Source organism: Hahella sp. NS-SX17 (assembly GCF_057367735.1).
This window is the reverse complement of record NZ_CM170632.1, coordinates 4813355-4836791: the sequence shown is the minus strand read 5'-3', so window position 1 is coordinate 4836791 and position 23437 is coordinate 4813355. Positions and strand designations below refer to the sequence as shown.

General features: G+C 51.9%; 21 protein-coding genes and 1 tRNA gene. 8 read left to right on the top strand and 14 right to left on the bottom strand.

What is annotated here, in order from left to right:
- Nucleotides 1-46 precede the first annotated feature (46 nt).
- Nucleotides 47-1546, bottom strand: a complete 1500-nt coding sequence (nhaB, locus tag AC2IBB_RS21515; RefSeq protein WP_486328791.1) for a sodium/proton antiporter NhaB — start codon at nt 1544-1546, stop codon at nt 47-49.
- Nucleotides 1547-1911: 365 nt separating this feature from the next.
- Between nhaB and AC2IBB_RS21510 the strand changes: the two genes are divergently transcribed.
- Together AC2IBB_RS21510 and AC2IBB_RS21505 are read left to right on the top strand one after the other, a co-directional pair.
- Nucleotides 1912-3609 carry a FimL-related protein gene (locus AC2IBB_RS21510; RefSeq protein WP_486328790.1) on the top strand — a complete coding sequence of 566 codons (1698 nt, stop codon included), beginning with the start codon at nt 1912-1914 and terminating at the stop codon, nt 3607-3609.
- A 374-nt stretch (nt 3610-3983) separates the two neighbouring features.
- Nucleotides 3984-4634 carry a multidrug transporter gene (locus tag AC2IBB_RS21505; RefSeq protein WP_486328789.1) on the top strand — a complete coding sequence of 217 codons (651 nt, stop codon included), beginning with the start codon at nt 3984-3986 and terminating at the stop codon, nt 4632-4634.
- Nucleotides 4635-4713: 79 nt separating this feature from the next.
- Here the strand turns inward: AC2IBB_RS21505 and AC2IBB_RS21500 are convergent, their stop codons facing one another.
- Nucleotides 4714-5028: an SCP2 sterol-binding domain-containing protein gene (locus tag AC2IBB_RS21500; protein ID WP_011396403.1), complete on the bottom strand. Its 315-nt coding sequence runs from the start codon at nt 5026-5028 to the stop codon at nt 4714-4716.
- A gap of 334 nt (nt 5029-5362) precedes the next feature.
- On the opposite strand from AC2IBB_RS21500, the gene sohB reads away from it, so the two are divergent.
- Both sohB and AC2IBB_RS21490 read left to right on the top strand, forming a co-directional pair.
- Nucleotides 5363-6400 carry a protease SohB gene (sohB, locus tag AC2IBB_RS21495; RefSeq protein ID WP_486328788.1) on the top strand — a complete coding sequence of 346 codons (1038 nt, stop codon included), beginning with the start codon at nt 5363-5365 and terminating at the stop codon, nt 6398-6400.
- 109 nt (nt 6401-6509) lie between these two features.
- Nucleotides 6510-7511, top strand: coding sequence for a YhdH/YhfP family quinone oxidoreductase (locus AC2IBB_RS21490; protein ID WP_486328787.1), 1002 nt, complete (start codon nt 6510-6512; stop codon nt 7509-7511).
- A 29-nt stretch (nt 7512-7540) separates the two neighbouring features.
- Here AC2IBB_RS21490 and AC2IBB_RS21485 read toward each other — a convergent pair whose 3' ends face one another.
- From AC2IBB_RS21485 to AC2IBB_RS21475, 3 genes are all read right to left on the bottom strand, one after another.
- Nucleotides 7541-8704 (bottom strand): cation:proton antiporter domain-containing protein, encoded by a 1164-nt coding sequence (locus tag AC2IBB_RS21485; RefSeq protein ID WP_486328786.1) that lies wholly within the window; start codon nt 8702-8704, stop codon nt 7541-7543.
- Nucleotides 8705-8853: 149 nt separating this feature from the next.
- On the bottom strand, nt 8854-9360 hold the full coding sequence (locus AC2IBB_RS21480; protein ID WP_486328785.1) for a DUF934 domain-containing protein: 507 nt from the start codon (nt 9358-9360) through the stop codon (nt 8854-8856).
- The gene (locus AC2IBB_RS21475) at nt 9344-11005 is read right to left on the bottom strand and encodes a nitrite/sulfite reductase (protein ID WP_486328784.1); all 1662 of its coding nucleotides are present in this window, start codon (nt 11003-11005) and stop codon (nt 9344-9346) included. The genes AC2IBB_RS21480 and AC2IBB_RS21475 overlap by 17 nt, the downstream gene beginning before the upstream one ends.
- 294 nt (nt 11006-11299) lie before the next feature.
- On the opposite strand from AC2IBB_RS21475, the gene AC2IBB_RS21470 reads away from it, so the two are divergent.
- Complete coding sequence (locus tag AC2IBB_RS21470; RefSeq protein WP_486328783.1) at nt 11300-11422, top strand: hypothetical protein; 123 nt, start codon at nt 11300-11302, stop codon at nt 11420-11422.
- A 175-nt stretch (nt 11423-11597) separates the two neighbouring features.
- Here AC2IBB_RS21470 and AC2IBB_RS21465 read toward each other — a convergent pair whose 3' ends face one another.
- Nucleotides 11598-11825 carry a DUF2970 domain-containing protein gene (locus AC2IBB_RS21465; RefSeq protein ID WP_486328782.1) on the bottom strand — a complete coding sequence of 76 codons (228 nt, stop codon included), beginning with the start codon at nt 11823-11825 and terminating at the stop codon, nt 11598-11600.
- 199 nt (nt 11826-12024) lie between these two features.
- Nucleotides 12025-15732, bottom strand: coding sequence for a methionine synthase (gene metH, locus AC2IBB_RS21460; protein WP_486328781.1), 3708 nt, complete (start codon nt 15730-15732; stop codon nt 12025-12027).
- A 236-nt stretch (nt 15733-15968) separates the two neighbouring features.
- On the opposite strand from metH, the gene nfuA reads away from it, so the two are divergent.
- Nucleotides 15969-16547, top strand: coding sequence for a Fe-S biogenesis protein NfuA (nfuA, locus tag AC2IBB_RS21455; RefSeq protein WP_486328780.1), 579 nt, complete (start codon nt 15969-15971; stop codon nt 16545-16547).
- Between the two features lie 79 nt (nt 16548-16626).
- On the opposite strand, the gene AC2IBB_RS21450 is transcribed toward nfuA, so the two are convergent.
- The 7 genes from AC2IBB_RS21450 to AC2IBB_RS21420 form a co-directional block, all read right to left on the bottom strand.
- Entirely contained in the window at nt 16627-17634 is a 1008-nt protein-coding gene (locus tag AC2IBB_RS21450) for a glycosyl transferase family protein (protein ID WP_486328779.1), read from the bottom strand.
- A 13-nt stretch (nt 17635-17647) separates the two neighbouring features.
- Entirely contained in the window at nt 17648-17968 is a 321-nt protein-coding gene (locus AC2IBB_RS21445) for a TusE/DsrC/DsvC family sulfur relay protein (RefSeq protein ID WP_486328778.1), read from the bottom strand.
- Between the two features lie 35 nt (nt 17969-18003).
- A complete protein-coding gene (tusB, locus tag AC2IBB_RS21440) occupies nt 18004-18300 on the bottom strand; it encodes a sulfurtransferase complex subunit TusB (protein ID WP_486328777.1) in 297 nt (98 codons plus the stop codon).
- A gap of 42 nt (nt 18301-18342) precedes the next feature.
- Complete coding sequence (tusC, locus tag AC2IBB_RS21435; protein WP_486328776.1) at nt 18343-18714, bottom strand: sulfurtransferase complex subunit TusC; 372 nt, start codon at nt 18712-18714, stop codon at nt 18343-18345.
- A 1-nt stretch (nt 18715) separates the two neighbouring features.
- The gene (tusD, locus tag AC2IBB_RS21430) at nt 18716-19111 is read right to left on the bottom strand and encodes a sulfurtransferase complex subunit TusD (RefSeq protein ID WP_486328775.1); all 396 of its coding nucleotides are present in this window, start codon (nt 19109-19111) and stop codon (nt 18716-18718) included.
- Nucleotides 19112-19162: 51 nt separating this feature from the next.
- Nucleotides 19163-19858: a Bax inhibitor-1/YccA family protein gene (locus tag AC2IBB_RS21425; protein WP_486328774.1), complete on the bottom strand. Its 696-nt coding sequence runs from the start codon at nt 19856-19858 to the stop codon at nt 19163-19165.
- A 280-nt stretch (nt 19859-20138) separates the two neighbouring features.
- A tRNA-Ser gene (locus tag AC2IBB_RS21420) sits at nt 20139-20229 on the bottom strand.
- Between the two features lie 244 nt (nt 20230-20473).
- On the opposite strand from AC2IBB_RS21420, the gene AC2IBB_RS21415 reads away from it, so the two are divergent.
- Together AC2IBB_RS21415 and AC2IBB_RS21410 are read left to right on the top strand one after the other, a co-directional pair.
- On the top strand, nt 20474-21667 hold the full coding sequence (locus tag AC2IBB_RS21415; protein ID WP_486328773.1) for a type II secretion system F family protein: 1194 nt from the start codon (nt 20474-20476) through the stop codon (nt 21665-21667).
- Nucleotides 21667-23382 carry a GspE/PulE family protein gene (locus tag AC2IBB_RS21410; protein WP_486333988.1) on the top strand — a complete coding sequence of 572 codons (1716 nt, stop codon included), beginning with the start codon at nt 21667-21669 and terminating at the stop codon, nt 23380-23382. The genes AC2IBB_RS21415 and AC2IBB_RS21410 overlap by 1 nt, the downstream gene beginning before the upstream one ends.
- Nucleotides 23383-23437: the final 55 nt, after the last annotated feature.

Here is a 23437-nt window from a genome sequence, read left to right as displayed (position 1 = left end):
AGCGGCTTTTTTGTATCAGGCTTCCTAGAAGCGACCGATTTCGTTATTAAATAGTGATGACGATCATCACGTAACCGATTCCGCCCATGACGATAGTGTAGGGCAGCGCCATCCATACCATTTTGCCGTAGGACAATCTGATTAAGGGTGCGATGGCTGACGTCAGCAGGAACAGGAAGGCGGCCTGACCATTCGGCGTAGCGACGCTGGGCAGGTTGGTGCCGGTGTTGATCGCTACCGCCAGCGCTTCGTAATGGGCTCTGTCAATCAGGCCGTCATTAAAAGCGTTGCGCACCTCGTCAATATAAACAGTCGCAACGAAGACATTGTCGCTGATCATTGAAAGCACGCCGTTAGCGATAAAGAACATGCCAGGTTGGGCGCTCTTCTCCAGTCCCAGTACATAGTTAATGATGCCAGTGAACAGATGTTGTTCGTGAATCACGCCAACGATGGCGAAAAACACCACCAGCAGAGAGGTGAAGGGCAGGGCTTCTTCGAAGGCCTTGCCGATCTGGTGCTCTTCAATAACGCCGCAGAACGCCGTCGCCAGAATGATAACTGTTAGACCGATCAAGCCCACTTCCGCCAAATGAAGCGCCAGCGCCACTACCAGGATGAGTGCGACTATAGCCTGCGCAATCAGTTTGGACTCATGTTGCAAGGTCATCTTTTTCTTTTCCGCTTCGTTGAAGTCTTCCAGAATTTTCCGGACGGAAGCAGGAATATCGTCGCCGTAGCCGAACCAGCGGGTCTTCTCCAGAACGACACAGGTGGCCAATCCGGCGAACAGAACGGGGATGGAAATCGGCGCCATCTGCATGAAGAATTCAATAAAGTCCCAGCCCAAACGTTGAGCGATCAACAGGTTCTGAGGTTCGCCAACCTGGGTGCAGACGCCGCCCAGCGCTGTACCCACTGCGGCATGCATTAACAGGCTGCGAAGGAAACTGCGAAATTGCTCAAGGTCGGCGCGATGGTCGTGATGCACAGCGTCGTCATCGCCATGATCGTGGTCATGATGGAAGTGCTTGCCTGAAGCGACCTTGTGGTAAACCGAGTAGAAACCGACGGCGACGCTGATGATAACGGCTGTAACGGTCAAGGCGTCGAGGAATGCGGACAGCACCGCCGCCACCAGGCTGAACAGCAGCGACAGCATGGCTTTGGAGCGGATGCTGAGCAGAATTTTGGTGAATACGTAGAGCAGCAGCTCTTTCATGAAATAAATGCCGGCCACCATGAATACCAGCAACAGGATTACCTCCAGGTTGCCGGAGACTTCCTCATACACAGTATGCGGGGAAACCATGCCGATCAGCACGGCCTCAATGGCGAGCAGACCGCCGGGCTGGAGCGGATAACACTTCAGCGCCATGGCGAGGGTAAAGATGAACTCCAGAATCAGCACCCATCCCGCGATGTAAGGGCTGATTAAAAAGATAACGGGGTTAATAAGCAGAAAGAGGCAAATGGCCTTCTTGTACCAGCTCGGGGCGTTTCCCAGAAAGTTACTGTAAAACGCCTGCGGCAAAGTGGTCACCATACACGGCTCCTGTTAACGAATGTGGTCGCTGAAACGACCAGTTAAAAAATTGTAAGGGTCGACCATTCTAATGAAAAACGGCAATAAATCCATGTAATTGAGTTTGTGCGGCCGCTTCAGCGAGAGCATTCAGTTATGACTCCAAATAGTAGCCAACTATTCTTGAGTTTGTTTTTGTCGGGCTCTCTCATTGGGACTAATACATGGCGAGTCTTTGTGATTCCGCAGACAGATAACAAATGAAACAGTTAGTTTCTTGTTTAACTTGAATTTTGTGTTATAAGTTAGTAATAACTCGGCGATTTTCCACTTTTTGGCAATAAACTCCCCAGTTGCTTACAAACTGAGGATTAAGGACATCGTATATGGTTGACGCGACGCTAGCCGCGAAAAAGTCTAGTTCCTTCGATCTGGTCGAAAGGGAAATCAATAATACGATTGAGCAAGCGGAGCTTAGTCTTGAGCGTTTTCAGGAAAACCGCGAGAGCGGCGAGGATTTACAGAATTGCATTGATTACCTGAATCAGCTGCGCGGTATTTTTGTTCTGATCGAATTACAGGGCGGAACCGTCCTGTGCCAGGAGTCCGTGGCGATCGCCAATGAAGTTCCAGTGGGGGCTGCGGAAGACAAGAACGGTTTGTTGTCTTCATTAAGTCAGGCGCTTTTTGTACTGCGCCGTTATACCGAATACTATCAGCGTCGTCGCGAAGATCATCCTGAGTTGCTGCTGGAGATTATCAATCTCCTGCGGTTGTCGCGTCGCGCCAAACCTTTGCCTGACAGCTACTTTTTTGATGTAGAGTTTCAACGCTCCCCACCCAAGCCTGTGCGCGACGCCAGCGTCACCACTGAGGTATTTGAACATCGCAGTCGTCGGCTTCGGCATATGTATCAAGTGGGCCTGGTCAATCTGCTGCGCAGTAAGGAAACCGACATCGGCTATCGTCTGATGAGTCGGGCCGCCGATGGCATGAGTAAAATTTGCGCCGGTTCCTCTATCGCCGAGCTGTGGTCGCTGACCGCGTATACGGTGGAGCTGATGCACTCTCAAAGCATGGAATTGACGCCAACCCGGCAGCGCTTGTTGATGAAGATTGAAAAGTACGCCAAGGAAATCGTTAAGCTTGGCAAGGTGGCCACAGCGAAAGCCATTTCTGAGACGGTGGCGAAAGACCTGCTGTATCTGGTCGCCATCAGCGGCGACAAGGGTGAGAAGACGCGAGAGCTGTTGGCTGGTTACAGCTTGTCGCCTGCGGATTTTGACCAAGCCAAAATCATTGCGCACCGCAGCCTGCTAATGGGGCCGGGCAGCGATGTGCTGGCGTCCTTGTCCAAGGCGTTGCATGAAGAGATTAGTCAGATAAAAGACAAGCTGGATATCATTGAACGTGGGATTGATGGCCAGGAAGACGGCTTGGCGCAGATCGCCGAGGGCCTGAATAAGCTGGCGGACACGCTCACCATGCTGGATCTGATCAATCTCAGCGCAGTGGCCAGAGGCGTGCACCAGACCATCGCTTCCTGGGCGATGGATAAGAAACACCCCAGTAACACCGACCTGATGCAAGTGGCGGACTCTGTGCTGAGCATAGAGCAGGCCATACTGCAATTGGAGGAAGACGGCCTGACAATTGAGACCGATAAGGTTGTCGGCGCTGATACCGAAGAAATGAGCAGCCCTTATCTGATGGAAGCGCATATCGTAGTTATCGGTGAGTCCCAGGCGGGACTCTCGCTCGCCAAGCGGGCGATTACGGCGTACCTCGAATCGGGTGGCGACAAATTGCATCTTGCTAATGTGTTGCCTACGCTGGATGGCGTGCTGGGGGCGCTGGTGATGATCGAGCAGTCCCGTGCAGCGAAAGCGTTACACGCTACGGCGCGTTGCATTGAGGAAAAGCTTATCAAGAATGAAAACAAACCCGGCGACCATGTTCTGGAAACGCTCGCCGACGCCTTGACCTCTCTTGAATATTACGTGGATAGCGTCGGCCGGTCCGGCGCCGGCAACCCCGAGCTGCTCAAGCTCGCTGAAGATAGCGTCCACTCCCTGGGCTACTAGCCGTCTCTTGTTGTTGGAGCCTGACTTTGAGTCAGGCTCTGTCTCCCTTGGCTCTTCGCCGCCCAGGCGCATCCATGCGTCTGGTTATTAACATGCGAATTTCATTGCTATGTGAATATTGTCAACTGGTTAACAGCTCTCGCCGCTTTGTCGGGTCAGGCATGTTAGTTGGCGCGTCCGGCTCCCTTTCGGCCTCCTTTATCACTGTTATTCTTGAGAAAATATGAAAACCTGCGGGGACTGTCCTAGAATTCAAAGGGCGAATAACGCAGGATGCTTTCCTTATTTTTGATCGACAGGAGCGAGTGATTTAACAGTGTCAGGTGAAGAAAAGCGGTTTCACGGCTACCGCCGAGTGCGGACAGGGGAGGGGTATGTTGTATCCCGGCATTAGTATTGCGTTGGTTGCGATTGCGATACTGACCGTTTTTATTTGCTTGCGGCTTCTGTTCAGAAAGTCTTGGTTCTTGGTCTGGCTGAAAGGCACGACGACTTTTGTCGCATTGTTGTTTGCAGTGTTCCTCTGTTTTCTTGCTTTGGATATGTATCGTTATAAGGCCTATCAGCAGGAAACCACCATCGCTACGCTTAGCATGCAAAAACTCGGAGAGCAATTATTCAGAGTGAAAGTCGTAGCCCCTCAGGATGATGAGTACAGCTTTGACGTGTCAGGAGACCTCTGGCAATTGGACGCCAGACTGGTGTCCTGGTCGGGCCCTTTCAGCGCGCTTGGCATGCAGCCTGGATATCGTCTGGAGCGTATCAGTGGGCGTTACTACTCGCTGGAGCAGGAAAACGACGGAGCGCGCACGGTGTTCGCCATTGCGCCGTCAGACATTGGGTTTGATTTCTGGGCCTGGCTGAACAGTCATGAAGGGGTGCCGTGGGTGGACGCCAAGTATGGCAGCGCTACTTATCTGCCCATGCGAGACGGCGCGATATTTACTGTGTCGATAGGGAATGACGGGCTGATTGCCCGGCCGGTTAATACGCCAGCTGTGGAAGCAGTGGAAATGTGGCAGTGACGGCGGCTAGTCAGGCTGGAGAAGAAAATCCCAGATATAAAAAAGGCGCCATCAAGGCGCCCTTAAAAAATCTCGATGCTTAGCCGATATTGAACAGTTGGCCCAGCTTCATCGCCAGCATCATGTCGCCTTCAGCGCGAAGATCGCCCGCCATGAATGCCTGCATACCGTCAGTTTCACCACTGACGATGCCTTTCAGTGTGTCGGAGTTCATGATCAGGGTAACGGAAGGATCGTCGTGGTCGCCTTGAATCAGCTCGCAGCCGCCGTTTTTAACTACCAGATGATAGTTGTCGGCGTCTTCAATGGAAAACTGAAAAACAAGATCAAGGTCGGAAGCGGCGTCGGCGTTAAAGTTGTCTTTCAGTTGTTGAAAAATTTGTGCTACAGGCATGGTGCTTTCCTTTATAAGAGTAATACACAATTATATTGTGGAGACTTTGGCGCATATGTTTTAGCTTAGAATTCAAAGAGTAGCAACTCTCTGAAGGCAAAACGTAAAGTCATTCGTAAACAGCAGATATACACCGCTAATGCCTGAATGTAGGGGCTTTGCAGTTGTCTGTCAATAAGAAATCGAACGCTTGTTTGAATTGGCGGCGCAATTCATTTTTCACTGTGGGTTGCAATTTACATAGACGCCCTTAATTTAACCGAGTTGTATCTATCAGCTGAGATTGATAGCCATTATTACGCTTTGAATAAATACCCATATTAGGAGTACGACTTTGGACTTTCTAACCGATTACGGCGCTTTTCTGGCCAAAACTGTGACCCTCGCGGCGGCGATACTGTTTGTCGTGGGGACTCTCATCGCATTAAGCCAGCGGGGCAAGAAACATGCGGACGGGGAGATCGAGGTCGTACATCTCAATGAGCGCTTGAAGAAGATGCGCGAGGCGCTTGAGCACGCTGTTTTCAGCAAAGAGTGGATGAAAAACGCCGCCAAAGAAAAGAAAAAGAGCGATAAAAAGAATAAGAAAGAAGCACATAAAGAGATGCTTCAAGAGCCGGATAAGAAAAGAGTTTATGTGCTGGACTTTGATGGCGACATCAAAGCGTCTGAAGTCTCCACGCTGCGTGAAGCGATTACCGCTGTGCTGAGTCTTGCCAAGCCGGAAGATGAGGTGGTGGTGCGTCTGGAGAGCCCAGGCGGGATGGTGCACGGCTATGGTCTGGCGGCGTCCCAGTTGGAGCGTATTCGTCAGCGCGGCGTCAATCTAACGGTCTGCGTGGATAAAGTCGCCGCCAGCGGCGGATATCTGATGGCCTGCCTGGCCAATAAGATCATTGCGGCTCCATTTTCCATCATTGGCTCAATCGGTGTGGTGGCGCAACTTCCTAATTTTAACCGGCTGTTGAAAAAGCATGATATCGATTACGAAGTGCTGACAGCTGGGGAGTATAAGCGTACGCTGACCGTATTTGGTGAAAACACTGAAAAAGGACGGGAAAAGTTCATGCAGGACCTTGAGGAAACGCATGTCCTGTTCAAAGAATTCGTCGCCACGCATCGGCCGCAAGTAGATATCGACGAGGTGGCGAAAGGCGAAGTATGGTACGGCGCTCGCGCCAAGGATATCAATCTGGTGGACGCTATTCAGACCAGTGACGATTATCTGGCTGAGCGTTGTAACGAATGCGAGGTTTACCAAGTGCGATATATCGAGAAAAAATCCTTCGCCGAAAAGGTGGGGTTATCGATGGCGGCGTCACTGGAAAGCCTTGGCCTCAGGCTCGCCAAGTCACTTAACTTTAAAAGCTAAGGACGCGAGTTGGGCGGGAATGCCAGGGTGAGAACCGGGTTGTAGCGGGCGTCGCCTGTTGGGCTCACTCGGCAATGGAAAGAGTTAACAGAGTGACGGAGTCTGCTCTATGAGCGATAGTAAATTTCGGGCGCTGCGCGTGCTGGAAAAAGGGGGATATTTTCACACTGAGATTCAAGAGCAATCTCTGGATGATTTGCCCGATAACGATGTATTGGTGAAGGTGAAGTACTCGTCCTTGAACTTCAAGGACGCGCTCTCCGCTCACGGCCACAAAGGCGTGACCCGTCAGTTTCCGCATACACCGGGTATCGACGCTGCGGGTGTCGTGGTGGAAAGCCGTTCGCCTGAGTTGAAGCCGGGGCAGGAAGTCATTGTGACCGGCTATGATCTGGGTATGAACACCCCGGGGGGCTTTGGTGAATACATTCGAGTCCCTGTGGAGTGGTGCGTGGTTAAGCCTCCCAATCATGATCTCCATTATTTCATGATGTTGGGAACCGCAGGGCTGACCGCTGGCCTTTCCGTCGACCGCCTGAGCCAGACTGTGGCGGCGGGGGATGGTGAGGTATTAGTGACTGGCTCCACTGGCGGCGTCGGTTGTTTGGCGGTGGCCCTGTTGGCCAGACTGGGGTATGACACGGTGGCGTTGACCAGCAAAGTTGATCACAGTGATTTGCTGGCCAGGCTCGGCGCTCGCAGAGTGCTGGATCGCTCCCATCTTGAGGAAATGCCGGAAAAGGCGTTGATGAAAGAAACCTGGGCGGGAGTCGTGGATACTGTCGGCGGCGCATTGTTTTCCAAAATTCTTAAAACGGTGAAACACAGCGGCGCTGCGACCACCTGTGGCATGGTGGCCGGGACTGAGCTCACCACCTCTATTTTTCCTTTTATTTTGCGTGGCGTGACGCTGTATGGCATCGACTCTGTCGAAATCGCCAGAGAGAAGAAGCGTCATATCTGGGAAAAGCTGGATAGTGATTGGGCGTTGCCGGACTTGAACTTTCTGGCGCAGGACGTGGTGCTGGAAGAGCTGCCTGGCGTCATCGAAAAGATCTACTGCGGCAAAATGCTGGGGCGCGCAGTGCTCCGACACATCGACCAGGAGTAGTCAGCCAATAGTCATTGCCTGCGGCGGGGTCAATCCCGCCGCAACTTGTCGGAAATAGCGATCGGGCTGGGGAAATTCAGCACGACAATGTAAGAAGACAGCATAAACATGATAATCGCCGTCGCCTGAATCAATACCGATGCAGACTCGCCAATCAAGGATTTGCTGGTCGCCAGAAAGGCGACCAACAATGAAAATTCACTGATTTGCCCCAACCTGAAGCCAATCTCCCAGGAAGTTTTTTTGTCTTCCTTCATCGTGCGCAACAAACCGTAGAACGTAGCTGGCTTCGCCGCCAGCAGGATTAACGACAATAGTATCGCGGGAATGGCGATATCCGGCAGCAGTCCGAGGTTGAGACTGGCGCCGAGAGTGAAGAAAAACAGCACCAGAAAGAAGTCCCGCAGGGGTTTGAGGCTTTCAGCAATGTACTGGGCGATGGGGCTGGTGGCGATAGTGACGCCAGCGATAAAAGCGCCGATTTCCAGCGACAGACCCATGGCTTTCGCCAGCTCCGCAATGCCCAGACACCAGCCGATGGCCAGCAGGAATACATACTCGTGAAAGCGGTCGAACTTGGAAAACAGCTTCAATAATACGTACTTGACCGCAAGAAACGTAACGCCAATCAGGATCGGCAGAGCCAGGAAGGTCTTGCCCAGATTCATGATGGAAATGCCATCGTCCCCCGCAGCCAGAATAAGTAGCGCTACAATGGCGATCAAATCCTGAACCAGCAACAGACCGACCACCATCTCGCCGACATGACGATGGTGTAGAACGGTGGTAGGCAATAGTTTGATGCCAATAATAGTGCTGGAGAAGGTGGCTGCAATGGCGACAATCATCGCCTCTGAAGCGGTAAACCCAAACGCGATGGCTATTACATAACCGATAGCGGCGAACACCAGAGAGCTGAGCAGGGCGACCAGAGTCGCTTTGCGTAACACATGCAGCAGCGCTTTCGGTTGCATATCCAGACCGAGCAGGAACAGCAGGAATATAATCCCGATCTCGGAAATGTCCGCGAGCAGCCCAGAGTTGTTGATCAGGCTTAGTCCGTAAGGTCCCACCAGGGCGCCAAGAACGATATAAGCGAGGATGAGAGGTTGTCGTGTAAACAAGGCGACGGAAGCCAAAACTGCAGCGCCGGAAAAGATCAGAAAGAATGAGTAGACGATATTAATTTCCATGGATGCTCCGCTATCGGCTTCTACCAAAGAGTATCGGCAGTCTCCGCCTCTGTCAAAGTACAACCCGTTGTTCTAAGTGGGAAAAGGCCATCCATACAGAAACAAAAAAGGGTGGACGACGCCACCCTTAAGAAATGCCTGCACTGATGTTAGTGTATTCTACGACGAAACAGCGGTTCCGGTTGATCCACTGAGGCCTGATAGGTCACGGAGAAGTCCGCCAGCCCCGCCAACGCTTTCTCTGCATCGCGGTCGGCTCTTACTGCGAAGGCGTCAAAGCCGCAACGTTTCATGAAGAAAAGCTGGTCCATGAGTACATCGCCGATGGCGCGCAGTTCGCCTGTGTAGTGAAGCTGCTCGCGCAGGATGCGTGCGATGGAGTAGCCGCGACCGTCAGCGAACTTGGGAAAGTTTACGGCTATAACGCTGAAGCGGCTTAAGTCTGCGCCTATGGAGTCAGGCTCTTCATCGCTATCCAGCCAAACGCCAGTTTGTTCCGGGGCTCTCGCCTGCAGCTGCTCTGTCTGCGCCAACCAGGTGCTCAGAGGAATGATTACTTTGCCTGTCGGCACAACCTGCTCCGCAGGGGCTTCAGCTTTGTCCAGAATGGTCCATTCGTCAGCGACAACTGCCGCGTTCTTAATTAGGTTTGGCATAAACGCGCTCCTTGAACGGGGTGATGCCAATGCGGCGGAATGTGTCTATAAACAGTTCGTCGTCACTGCGGCTGGAGACGTACACGTCGAGAATCTTTTCAATGACGTCCGCCATCTGCTCGCGAGCAAACGACGGCCCGAGGATTTGTCCTAAAGACGCATCCTGCCCAGAGGCTCCGCCCAGTGACACTTGATACCATTCCTCGCCTTTCTTATCCACGCCCAGTACGCCGATGGCGCCGACGTGGTGATGTCCACAGGCGTTCATGCAGCCGGAGATATTCAGGTCGATGTTGCCGAGGTCGTACAGGTAATCCAGGTTGTCGAAACGCTCCTGAATCGCCTCCGCCACTGGGATGGACTTGGCGTTTGCGAGCGAGCAGTAATCGCCGCCAGGACAGCAGATGATATCGGTCAGCGTGCCCAGGTTAGGGGTGGCGAAGCCAAGTGATTTGATGGCTTCCCACAGCTCGAACAGTTTGCCTTGTTCTACATCGGCCAGCACCACGTTTTGCTCATGGGTGATGCGCATTTCGCCGAAGCTGTATTGGTCCGCCAGCTCTGCCAGACGGTCCATCTGTTTGTCTGTAATGTTGCCGGGAGGAACGCCCAGCTTTTTCAGCGTCAGCGTGACAATGGCGTATCCAGGTTTTTTATGCTGGGCGACATTGCGGTGATGCCAGTTGTTGAAAAACTTGTTCTCCGCCAGGCGATCAGTCAACGCAACGGGTTGATCTTCCAGCGCCATATAAGCCGGCTCTGTAAAGAATGATTTAATGCGCTCGATCTCCGCCAGAGTCAGCTTGGAAGGGCTGTCTTTTATGCGCTCCCACTCCGCTTCGACTTTTTCAGCGAAAGCTTCTGGAGACATAGCTTTGACCAGAATCTTGATGCGCGCTTTGTACTTGTTGTCACGGCGGCCGTAACGGTTATATACCCGCAGGATAGCTTCCAGGTATGTCAGCAAATCCAGCTCGGGCAGGTACTCACGGATAACGGAGCCGATCATTGGAGTTCGGCCAAGCCCGCCGCCCGCCAACACTTTGTAGCCAATCTCGCCAGCGGCGTTTTTGATGATCTGAATACCGATGTCGTGAACCTGAATGGCTGCGCGATCGCTATCCGGGCAGGAGTTGACGGCGATTTTAAATTTACGCGGCAGGAAGGCGAATTCAGGGTGGAAGGTGGACCATTGACGAATGATCTCGCAATAGGGGCGAGGGTCCACGATTTCTTCCGGCGTTACGCCTGCGAATTGGTCGGTGGTAGTGTTGCGAATACAGTTGCCGCTGGTTTGCACTGCGTGCATCTCCACGTCCGCCAGCTCGGCGAGAATCTTTGGAGAGTCTTCAATAGACGGCCAGTTCAGCTGCAGGTTTTGCCGGGTAGTGAAGTGGGCGTAGCCTTTATCGTATTTGCGCGTGACTTCGCTCAGCTTGCGTAGCTGAGTGGAAGACAACATGCCATATGGAATACAAATGCGCAGCATTGGCGCCAGCCGCTGTACATATAACCCGTTTTGCAGGCGCAAGGGCAGGAACTCTTCGTTGCTGAGCTCGCCGGCGAAAAAACGGTCCGTTTGCCCTTGGAACTGCTTGACTCGTTCCTTGATGATCTGGCGATCGTAATCGTCGTATCTATACATTGACACTACCTGACAGTTTCAATTACCCATTGAATGGGCGCCAATTTAGCAGGATATACTTATAATTAAAATGATTGATTATCTATATGGTAATTCGTTTTCATTATATGAATGTGACAGGGCGCTTTTAACTGCCAGACGCTATTATATAAGCGGCGCGACCCGCCTGCCGACATGGGCGTCAGGATTATGAGCGTTGCTCTGGATAAGCGCTTGCACTTAATAAAAATGTGGTTTAAAACAAACCAGTACATACTCTATGTGCAATCCGGACATCAAAAAAGGAGCTGGACTGTGTCAGAAAACAATAATCATAACGTGACTTCAAACCCCGACAGCAAAGTGGACGCCATCGCTGCGGTGGTGCTGATACTCAGCATCGCTTCCATGATGGTGATCTGGGTGGCGGGGCACTGACTGCTGCGGAACTTCATCCCAGGTGGATTATCGAGCCGTTTTTCCTGTTTCCCTGATGTGTGATGAATTAATGAATCAAAGTGGGGACATTTGTTCTTATCCTCACTTTGTCTGGCGGGCCTGTTAATGCTTTAACTCAAAGCGCAGACAGTCTTGCCCTGCAAGATTGATGGGCTTATGTGACATTGCTCAGCACGAGCTTAACGATAAGCGCCAGCGTCAACACGAACAAAACTCCAAAAATAATCCCGCCTATGATGTAGGCCTTGGGATTCGCCTGTTTAAAGTCTCTTTCCCTGGTTTTGCTGCTCTGAACGCCGAAGGCCGCTCCCAACACGCTGACGACTAGCTGCCAAAGGGAGGGTTTTTGCTCCTTTTCCTTATGCTCGGATACGTTGTTCATAATGCTCTCCATACTCGCTCGTATTATTAATCAGGCAGACAGATAGAATCCTTCTATTTGTTTCCCCGTGGCTTGTCGCCATACAGGCGCGTCCATGTATTTAGTCCTTAGCATATTAATAACAAAACCCAGAGCACGAAAAGCTGGACTTTATATGCACTGACGCCTCATGGAAGGGGCGTCTTAATACATGTCGTGATCAGGCTGCGCTAGAGGGATCGTAGCCCAGGTTGGGCGACAACCAGCGCTCCGCCTCCTGTAAGGTCATGCCTTTTCTGGCGGCGTAATTCTCCACCTGATCCCGTTGAATTTTGCCTACGGCGAAATAACGGGCTTCCGGATGAGAGAAGTACCAGCCGCTGACAGACGCTGCGGGATACATGGCATAGTGCTCTGTGAGTTTGACGCCAGTATGCAGCTCCGCCTCAAGCACGCTGAACAGCTTGGCCTTTTCTGTATGATCCGGGCAGGCAGGGTAGCCTGGGGCGGGGCGAATGCCGGCGTACTTCTCTTTGATGAGCGCGTCGTTATCCAGCTGTTCGCCTGAGGCGTATCCCCAGAACTCTTTGCGCACGCGTTCATGCATGCGCTCAGCGAAGGCTTCGGCCAGACGGTCCGCGAGGGCTTTGACCATGATGCTGGAGTAGTCGTCGTGTTGGCTTTCGTATTGTTTCGCCAGTTCTTCCGCGCCGATGCCTGCGGTCACCACAAAGGCCCCGACGTAGTCGTCTTTACCTGATTCGACGGGGGCCACGAAATCAGCCAGTGAGTAGTTAGGGCGGTTTTGCTCTCTCTGGGTTTGCTGTCTTAAGTGGCTAAGCGTCGCCAGAGGCGCTGACTTGCTCTCGTCGGTATACAGGACAGTGTCTTCGTCGCTGACGCGATTGGATGGCCAAATGCCTATTACCGCCCGCGCCTTCAACAGGTTGTTGTCGATAATGTGGGACAGCATTTTTTGGGCGTCCTGGAATAGCTGTCGGGCGGCTTCGCCTACTTTTTCGTCTTCCAGAATGCGTGGGTATTTGCCCGCCAGATCCCAGGATATAAAGAAGGGGGTCCAGTCGATGTATTCGACCAGCTCCTGCAGCGGATAGTCGTCAAATACTTTTACGCCGGTGAACGTGGGAGCAGGCGGCGTGTAATCACTCCAGTCGCCCTGGAAGCGGTTATCTCGCGCTGCAACCAGCGGAATCGGCTTGGCGGAAGGCTCGCGGTTTTTCCTTCTTTCCCTGACGTCTTCATACTCCTTGCGGATATCACGCACGTAATCCGCTTTTTGCGTGTCGCTCATCAGGCGTGTAGCGACGCTGACGCTGCGAGACGCGTCAGTGACGTAAACGGTCACGTCGTTCTTGTATTCAGGCTCAATCTTGACGGCGGTGTGCGCTTTGGAGGTTGTGGCGCCGCCGATCAGTAGAGGGATCTGGAAATTGAGGCGTTGCATTTCGCGGGCGACATGCACCATTTCGTCCAGCGATGGCGTGATCAGGCCGCTGAGACCGATGATATCGACATTTTCCTCTTTGGCGACCTGTAATATTTTTTCGCAGGGAACCATTACACCCAGGTCGATAACCTCATAGTTGTTGCACTGCAGTACGACGCCGACGATATTCTTGCCGATGTCATGCACGTCGCCTTTGACCGTGGCCATCAAAATGCGGCCTTTGGCTTTTTCTTTGGCGTCCTTTTCCTGCTCAATGTAGGGAATCAAATGCGCGACCGCCTGCTTCATGACGCGAGCGCTTTTCACCACTTGCGGCAGGAACATTTTGCCGGAGCCGAACAGGTCGCCGACGACGTTCATACCGTCCATCAGCGGGCCCTCGATCACTTCGATGGGGCGGGCCGCCGCCAGGCGGGCTTCTTCCGTATCTTCGGTGATGTGGGCGTTAATGCCTTTCACCAGAGCATGTTCCAAGCGTTTGGTGACTGGCCATGAGCGCCATTCCTGATTCTCTTCCTGCTTCTTCTCGCCGGTGCTGCGGTAGCGCTCAGCGGCTTCCAGCAGGCGTTCGGTGGCGTCGGAGTGCTTGTTGAGTACGACATCTTCCACCAAATTCTTGAGTTCGGCGGGGATCTTATCATAAATAACCAATTGCGCCGGGTTGACGATGCCCATGTTCATGCCGGCGTTGATGGCGTGAAACAGGAAGACCGAGTGTATCGCCTCGCGCACGGTGTCATTACCGCGGAAGGAGAAGGAGACGTTACTGACGCCGCCGGAAATGTTGGCGTAGGGCAGGTTTTCACGAATCCAGCGTGTGGCCTGGATGAAATCCACGGCGTAGTTGTTGTGCTCTTCTATCCCGGTGGCGATGGCGAAAATATTGGGGTCGAAAATGATATCCTGCGGTGGGAAGCCCAAGCCAACCAGAACATCGTAACTGCGCTTGCAGATTTCCGTTTTGCGTTCGTAGGTATCAGCCTGGCCTGCTTCGTCAAACGCCATGACCACGACTGCTGCGCCGTAGCGCATACAGGATTTCGCCTTGGCGATAAAGTCCGCTTCGCCTTCCTTTAAGCTGATAGAGTTGACGACGGCTTTGCCTTGAATGCAGCGCAGGCCCGCTTCGATCACTTCCCATTTTGACGAGTCCACCATGATGGGGACTTTGGAAATATCCGGCTCGGAGGCGATCAGGTTAAGGAACACTTTCATCGCATCCGCAGATTCCAGCATGCCTTCGTCCATGTTGATGTCGATGACCTGGGCGCCGTTTTCCACTTGGTCGCGCGCTACATCAAGCGCTTCTTCGTAGCTTTCTTCCTTTATAAGGCGCAGAAAGCGGCGGGAGCCGGTGACGTTGGTGCGTTCGCCGACGTTGACGAAACGAATTTCATCGTTGAGCGTAAAAGGCTCCAGTCCCGAAAGGCGCAAACGTGGCGTGATGTTGGGCATGGTCCGTGGGGCGTGTTTGTCTACGGCTTTCTTGATCGCGGCGATATGATCCGGCGTGGTGCCGCAGCAGCCGCCGATGATGTTCACGAAACCATCCTGGGCGAAGCCTTCTACAATCTCCGCCATCTCTTCTGGAGTTTGATCGTATTCCCCAAATTCATTGGGTAGGCCTGCGTTGGGGTGGGCGCTGATATAGGTGGTGGCGCGATTCGACAGCTCTTCCACGTAAGGGCGCAGGGCGTCCGCCCCCAGTGCGCAGTTTAGGCCAATGCTGATGGGGCTGGAGTGCGCTACGGAATTCCAGAACGCTTCAGCAGTCTGTCCGGACAGCGTCCGCCCTGATGCGTCGGTGATCGTGCCGGAAATCATGATCGGCAGCTCGACGCTGTGGTCGATAAAGTACTGTTGTACGGCGTATATACAGGCTTTGGCGTTGAGCGTGTCAAAAATGGTTTCGATCAGGATGATGTCGCTGCCGCCGTCCACAAGTCCCTTGGTGGCCTCATAATAGTTGTCCACCAAAGTTTGGAAATCGACATTGCGGTAACCCGGATTGTTGACGTCGGGCGAAATGGAGGCGGTGCGGGATGTGGGCCCTAATACACCGGCGACAAAACGCGGTATATCGGGCGTTTCCGCTGTTTTTTCATCCGCCGCCGCGCGGGCCACTTTTGCACTGGCGACATTCAGCTCGTAAACGATGTCTTCCAGACCGTACTCAGCCTGAGATACCCAGGTGGCGTTGAAGCTGTTGGTTTCAATGATGTCAGCGCCCGCGTCTAAATACGCTTTATGGATCGCCTGGATAATGTGCGGCTGGGTCAGGCACAGCAGGTCGTTATTGCCTTTGATATCGCGGTGGAAGTCTTTGAAGCGCTCGCCGCGGTAATCGGCTTCCTCCAGTTTGTAGCGCTGAATCATGGTTCCCATGGCGCCGTCCAATATCAGTATCCGTTTTTTCAGGGAGTCATTAAGGGCTTCTACTCGTTGGGTCCGCGTCAGCATGTGAAAAACCTGGCTGTAGTCATTATGATTCTAAAGGGGAGAGAATATTAGCAGATTAAGCCCTAAGATGCCCTAGGTTGCTTGCTGTCAAGAAGCCTTTTACAGTGACGTCGGAGTCGATGTGGGAGTAGGGAAGCAGCCTGTTCTGTCTAAATCCTACTAATTTGCTAAGGCTTTAACCAACAGGGCTTTTGCTCTACAATTCACAGCATCAATCACCTTTGGGATTATTAGGAATGGTAACAGTCACCGATTCGGCTCGCGACTACCTCGCGCAATTACTGGAAAAGCAAAAAACCGAGGGCATGGGCGTGCGCATGTTCGTGACGCAGCCGGGCACCAAGTACGCGGAAACCTGTCTGGCGTACTGTAAGCCAGAAGAAATCATAAAGGATGATAAAAAGATCGAGTTTGACGCTTTTACGCTATACCTGGATCAAAACAGTTTACCCTATCTGGAAGAAGCCCTGGTTGACTTTAATACTGAGCGCATGGGCGGACAGCTAACCATCAAAGCCCCCAACGCCAAAATGCCCAAGGTGGATGAGAGTTCCCCGTTGCCTGATCGCATCAACTACATTTTGTACACCGAGATTAACCCGGGACTGGCTTCTCATGGCGGTGAAGTGTCGTTGGTTGAAGTGGCTGACGATGTTGCAGTGCTGAAGTTCGGCGGTGGATGTCAGGGGTGTTCAGCGGTGGATCTCACTCTAAAGCAAGGCGTGGAAAAAACGCTGCTTTCAAAAATCCCTGAACTTAAGGGTGTCCGCGACGCCACTGATCATAGCGTTACTGACAACGCGTATTACTCCTGATAGCCATTATGGGGGCTTGACACATAGTTGATCGGTGGCGAAAGGGCGAACTTAGTTCGCCCTTTCTATTTCGGCATTGTTAGAATCTGTGAGTATCCCGCTTGCGCCACCATTCGGCGGCTGTCTCCAGCGCGTCCTGCTGTGACCAGTTTTTACCCGTATATTTCAGCGCCAAAGCGAGGGTGCTTATCACCGCGGCTTCCGCATACTCATCTTCGTCAACGCCGCGCCACACATTGAGCATGTGTTCAATGGATAACTCCTCTGCTTTAAGGTGACGTTGCGCAAACAAGGGCGGCCAGACTTCCTCAAAGGTTTCGCCCTGACGACTGATATGCGCGATGCACTGGGCGTCAGGATTGCGCTCAACCTCTCCTCCTTCGCCTTTGATGACGACAGCGGTGGGGTATTGCAGGAGGTTGGCGCTGAGCTGGTGGATGGGGTTGTACGGTGGGTGAAAGATGCCTTGCATAACCAGCGGTGCGTGAAGGGGGTTGAGAAGGCGCGCCATGGAATGCACAGGGGAGCGCAAGCCTAGAATCGAGCGCATCTGAATGATGTCGTGCAAACGTGGCGAAAAGCTTTGTAGCGGCATATACACGAAGTGGCTGTCTTCTATGGCTTTTTCGGCTTCGCTCCAGTCGCCGGCGACGGGGAGTCCCAAAGTTTCAACTACTGAGCGTGTGTAAAGACGCCCTTGCGTGTGTCCTTCAGAGCCATGCATGAAAATACGATAGCCGTTCTGACTCAGCAGTAAGGCCGAGAACAGGAACCAGGGCTGATGGCGTTTTTTGCCAGCGTAGGAGCTCCAGTCAATGTCCACTTTGAATTTGGGGGCGTTGAATCTGGCTTGCGCAGCTTCTACAAATCCCGCTAACTCCTCCGGCGTTTCTTCTTTCACTCGCAGCAGCATGAGAAAAGCGCCTAGCTGCAGGTCCAGCGCTTCTCCGTCCAGGATCATTCCCATCGCGGCCTGGGCTTCCTCGCGGGTTAATGAGCGAGAGCCCTTCTTGCCTTTGCCTAGCGCTCTGATAAAAGGCGCGAAAGCGTGCTCATTGCTTTCCTTGGGAAACTTTTCATTTGTCATGGGAGTTCCTTGTTTACAGGCAGTTATTCGGCTTAGGAAGGCCTGCGATCTTGCACGCAATTTTAGCGGGGCCGCCGGGAAACAGCTTCATCAGATAGATGCTGTCGCCTTTATCCTGGCCCAATTTTGCCCCTGTGGTTTTCACCAGCACGCGATTGACTGGCGACAGGCCGAACTCATCATAAAACGCCCGCACCAGCTCTATGATTTCCCAATGTTCGGGAGTCAGAGAGATATTCTCGTACGCGGCGATTTCTTCCGCGATAGTGGGGCTCCAGTCACTCAAGTTGACCAGAAAGCCGTCTTTATCCAGGGGGAGGTCCTGTAACTTCATGGGATAACTTCCGCTTTTCCTGTTTGCGAAATGGCTTAGAACCAGGTAACGCTGCGCGGGTGGCGCTCGGTTAGTTCGACGAATTGCGCGTAGTCCGCCTTTGCAATGGCGGGGATAGGCGTAACGCCCCGTGCAGTCAGGTCTTCCTGTAGAGCATACACCTTGACGCCTGCATCAAGCAGTTCTTGCAAGAGTCCGTTCTCTTTGTGTTTCCTGGCCCATAATACGCCGTCTTCAATTAGAATCAGACTGTCATTGGTGGTTGCCAGACTGGCGCAAGTTTTGAGCAGTTCGCGATTGCGAAGACCTTTATTGAATATGTGTAGCACCATGGCGTGTAAGTATTGATGTCATTATTGGTTAAAGAAGACGGTTTAAAAGCTGAAAATGTGATCCGCTGTCGCCATTTTTTCTTTTATGGCGCTGGCCTCCAATACTTCAACGGGCATGCATAGTTCATCCACGCTGAGGGCGAACCTGTCTAAGGCTTCTGTGGAGACAAAGATCTTGTCTACGCCGTAAATAGGCAAAGCTTTGAATCCTTTTGCATGATTTTTCATGGCGATGGACGCCGGATCGATGTTTTTCGAAAGTTGGAAAACGCCTTCATCCAAAAAGATAACTTCCACATCCTGATCGAAAACCGCCGCCGCCAGTACTGCATCGAGGCCTTCTGCGCCGTAAGCGTCCCCGAATGGGGGGCGGGTAATTAGATATAGCAGTCGCTTTTTTCCTGTTTCGCTCACGTTAGCCTGCTCCAAATGTGATGACGCGGTCGGAATGCAGGGCGGCGTCCACGAGTTGGCCAAGTCCGGATAGCTCAAACTCGCTCTGCAGAGAGTCGCCGCTACGCTGATAGCGCGCAGCCTCCGATGGGGTAATTACGCCGCGTTTAACGCTGGCGCCGATGCAGGCGACCAGATCAAGGTTATGTTCACGCTTTAGCGTCGCCCATTCCTTAGGAAGGTAAGCGTCGTCTTGTGGCGCAATGCTGAGTGAAGACGCGTTCAGAACGCCGTCATGATAAAAAAAGATGCGATATATGCTATGGCCCCGCGCCAGAACGGCTTTGGCGAACTGGCAGGCGGAGTAGGGCGCCTGAGAAGAAAAAGGGGCGCCGTAAACGACGATGGTATATTTCATGACAAATAAAAAAGCCCGGTTAGACCGGGCTTATGTTAAACCTATTTAGGATCAATCGTCACCGCCGAACGCCAGGATCAGGTTCAGCAGGCTGATAAACAGGTTGTAGATGGACGCGTACAGAGATACCGCCGCCAGGATGTAGTTGGTTTCACCGCCATGAACAATCGCGCTTGTCTGATATAGAATCCCTGCGGATGCGAACAGGACGATAGCGCCTGAGATCGCCAGAGAGAACGCGCTGCTTTGGATGAAGAAGCTCATGATGATGCAGCCGACGATGACCCAGAAGCCTGCAACCAGGAAGCCTGCCAGGAAACTGAAGTCTTTCTTGCTGATCAGGGCGTAAGCGGACAGGCCGAAGAATACGAAAGCAGTCAGGCCCAGTGCGCTAGTGACCGCTTGTGCGGCGCCTGCGGCGACAAGGTGGCCGACAACAGGGCCGATCGTTAAACCCAGTAGTCCGGTGAAAGCAAACGCCAGCACCAGGCCCCAAACACTGTTGGCTACTTTATGAATAAAGAAGCTGATCGCCAGTGCGCCGAAGAAGGCGCCGTAATGCATGATAGGGTTGAACTGCATGCCGGAGGAAAGGAATGCAGTGAAAGCGGAAAAGGCCAGGGTCATGCCCAGTAGCCAATAAGTGTTCTTCAATACGCTGGCGGCGGTGGAGGAGTCCACTGCTGCGCCATAGCCTTGCCTGAAGTCGGCGACGGCTGATTGATTGTTATAGTTTCTGTTGTCCATGAACGTCTCCAGTTAATAAAAGCTATTTGGTTTCTATATTAGTGATGGGAAGGGAAATTTCAATCTCTGCTGAGATTAAAAAAGATAAAATATTCGTTACAGAAAACCTTGTGCGCCGGGGTCTTCAGCTAAACACGCAGCTTATAGATTGATACGTAAGAATATGTCGGTCGGTTTAACGCTAAGCTGAGGCGCTCAAACTGCTTGAGATTCGATGACAAGAATTTGCTAAAAACTATAAAAGAGGCGCTTATTATGTCCGCGACAGCGGAAAAAGAAGTGGCGGTGAGCCAGGGATTCGAACCCCGGGTAGGCTATTAACCTACGGCGGTTTTCAAGACCGCTGCTTTCAACCACTCAGCCAGCTCACCGTTAAGAGTGCCTGTGTGACACGAGTCGTGCATAATACTCAAAAATTTTGGGGTGTCAACAGGTTTGAAGCGGTTGGTGTGTAAACCGTTGCTCTTTGGGTCATTCTCAGCCAATTTGGCATAATTACAGGATGATGCTTAACCAGCTGGCGAAACGGCGCAGCCCGAATCAACTGCAATTCCAGGAAAGAAACACCATCAGCGTCTAGACTCTGGTCATAGATAACCAGTTAGATGACTGTTTATGCCCGAGTTTCAATATTCAGCATACAACGCGACCGGAAAGAGAGTGAAGGGTGTTGTTACGGCTCAGTCGAGAAAGGACGCCCATTCCTTACTCGCCAAGCAGGACATCTTTGTTGAAGATCTGTCGTCGCCTGTCCTCTCCGTCGGGCAAGGGCGTAGTGTCCGCCCTAAAGTGTTTCTACACTTTAATAAGGAATTGGGATCGCTTCTGAAGGCAGGGTTGCCTTTGGTTGAGTCATTGGCTCTGGTGTCAAAAAGGGCGGACGACAGAAACTTTGGAGCGGTCATCGGACAGATTGTTAGCGCTATCAAGGAAGGAAGCTCGTTCGCCGATGCATGCGGCAAGTATAAGGATGTTTTTGATGACATCTATATCAGTAATCTGAAGACAAGTGAAAAAAGCGGGAATCTGCACCGGGCGTTGAGCGAGTATCAGAAATATCTGATCCAAAGGATAGCGTTTCGCTCAAAGCTCAAGCGTGCTGTTGCGTACCCTGTATTTTTACTGTTCACGCTTGTTATTGTTTTGACCTTCCTCTTCGTTTTTATCATTCCCAGTTTTGCTGAGCTGTTTGCAGGGTTTAATGCGGAGCTTCCTCTGGCTACTCGCATCGTGATGACCGGCGCTGAAATTTTTCCATTCATTGCGGCGGCCATAGTTGTTATGTCTCTGGGAATGGGCTTATTTTCAAAGCTAACCCGGGATAAGTTGAATGTCCAACGACAACTCGACCGTTATAAAACCAAAGCGCCAATAGTCGGGAAAATAATACGTTATTCCAGATTTATTCAGCTTTCTCGAAACTTGGCGACAATGATCACATCCGGCATGCCCTTGGTGACGGCGATAGATAACCTTCAATCATCCTATAGAACCACTTCCATTGGCCTGCAGCTCGAATCCGTCAAGAGCTCGGTCATGAATGGCGTTTCCCTGCATCAGGCGCTATCTAATGAAAGCCTGTTTGATGAACAGGCTATTAAGTTGATTGAGGTGGGGGAAAGCTCTGGCGAGTTGGGGCGTATGTTGGTGGAAGTTTCAGAGTTTTATGAAAGTGAATTGGATGAGCGAATGACTCTGCTGACCAACCTTTTCGAGCCAGTACTCATGCTGATTATCGGTTTCCTTGTAGGTGGAATCATCGTTTCAATGTACTTGCCTATTTTCTATCTGGCGGAGGTAGTTCAGTGATGAAACTGCCCTCCGCTGAGTTGATTGGCAGGGTGCTTGTGGAGCTGGGCTATCTTGAGGCGCAAACGTTGGCGTCAGTGGAGGGCGAATCAATTAGTCACAGGCTCGGGGAGCATTTGGTGGAAAAGGGCTACATTACACACCATCAGCTTGCCAAGGCGCTGGCGGTTCAGTTAGGCATTGAGTACATAGACTTGAGGGAGGTCGAGGTCGACCAGGAGCTATTTAAGCATCTATCGCTGGAGTATTGCGACCAGCTGAATATTCTACCGTTCAAAGCAAATAGGCGGACGCTCTTTTTGGTGATGGAGGACCCTTCCAATATCGATCTTCAGCACAGAGTCGAGTATCTGACCAGTATGCGCGTCGCATTATGTATCGCAGAGCCTGATGCTATTCGTTTCGCTTTGGCCAAATGCCATGAGAGGCATGACGCCCTGAAAGATCTGGCGGATGGTATGAAGCTTGAGATAATTCTTGATCAGGGGGATGAAAATAAAACGCTGTCGTTGGATAGTTTTGGTGAACTTTCCAGTAGTCCTATCGTTCGTCTGATAAACACGCTGATTCTATCCGCATTAAAAAAACGTTCCTCAGACGTTCATATTGAGGTTTACGAATACGGCATTGAGGTCAAGTATCGAATTGACGGTGTGTTATATCCCGCTACGGAGATTCTCGATCGTTCCTACCATGCCTCGCTAGTATCGAGGCTCAAGGTTATGGCTGAACTGGATATCGCCGAAAAAAAGATACCTCAGGATGGTCGTTTCAAATTAAGGGTCAAAGGTCGCAATATCGACTTCAGACTCTCGATTATTCCCTCCGCCTTTGGCGAGAACGCAGTGATTCGCATTTTGGACAGCGTCGCCACGCCGAAATCGAGTGAAGAACTTAAGCTTGAAGGCTTAGGTATTAACGAGGCTCAGCTTAAGAGTTTCAGGCGCGCGATTCATGAGCCCTATGGAATGGTGTTGATTGCAGGGCCGACAGGAAGTGGTAAGACCACGACAATTTATGCCGCACTGACCGAGTTGAATAACGGTCATGAAAAGATAATTACCATTGAAGACCCCGTTGAATATCAGCTGGATGGGGTTATGCAAATCGCGGTGAATGAGAAGAAAGGGTTGTCCTTTTCTTCAGGGTTGCGCTCTATCCTCAGGCATGACCCGGACAAAATCCTGGTTGGGGAAATTCGTGATGTAGAGACGGCGGGAATCGCCGTGCAATCAGCGTTAACCGGCCATCTTGTGTTTTCCACGGTTCACGCCAATAACGCAATTGATGTTATCTCCAGATTCCAGAATATGGGGGTTGATATCTATAACTTTGTCTCCTCTCTCAATTGTGTCATGGCGCAGAGGTTAGTCAGAGTATTGTGCGCTTCCTGCAAAGAGCGGGCGGTATACACCGAGGAATATTTGAAAGAAATGGGCGTTGCGTTCCTCACAGAGGAAACATCCACCTTGTATCGGGCGAAAGGGTGCGAGCGCTGTGATGGAACAGGATATCGGGGTAGAACCAGCATTTGCGAAGTGCTGGTGATGAATGACGAAGTAAGGCACATGATTATTGGTAAAGGGTCCGTATTTGAAGCCATGAAGCATGCAGATTTATGTGGAGGAATCAGCCTGCGTTTGTCAGCAGTGGAGAAAGCAGCGGCGGGCGTCACCTCATTAGAGGAAGTCAATCGTGTTACATTTATTGAGTGAGCTGTCGGATCGCGCGTTCGCCAGGCGAAACGGCGAGACCGCTCTTCTGCTGGGG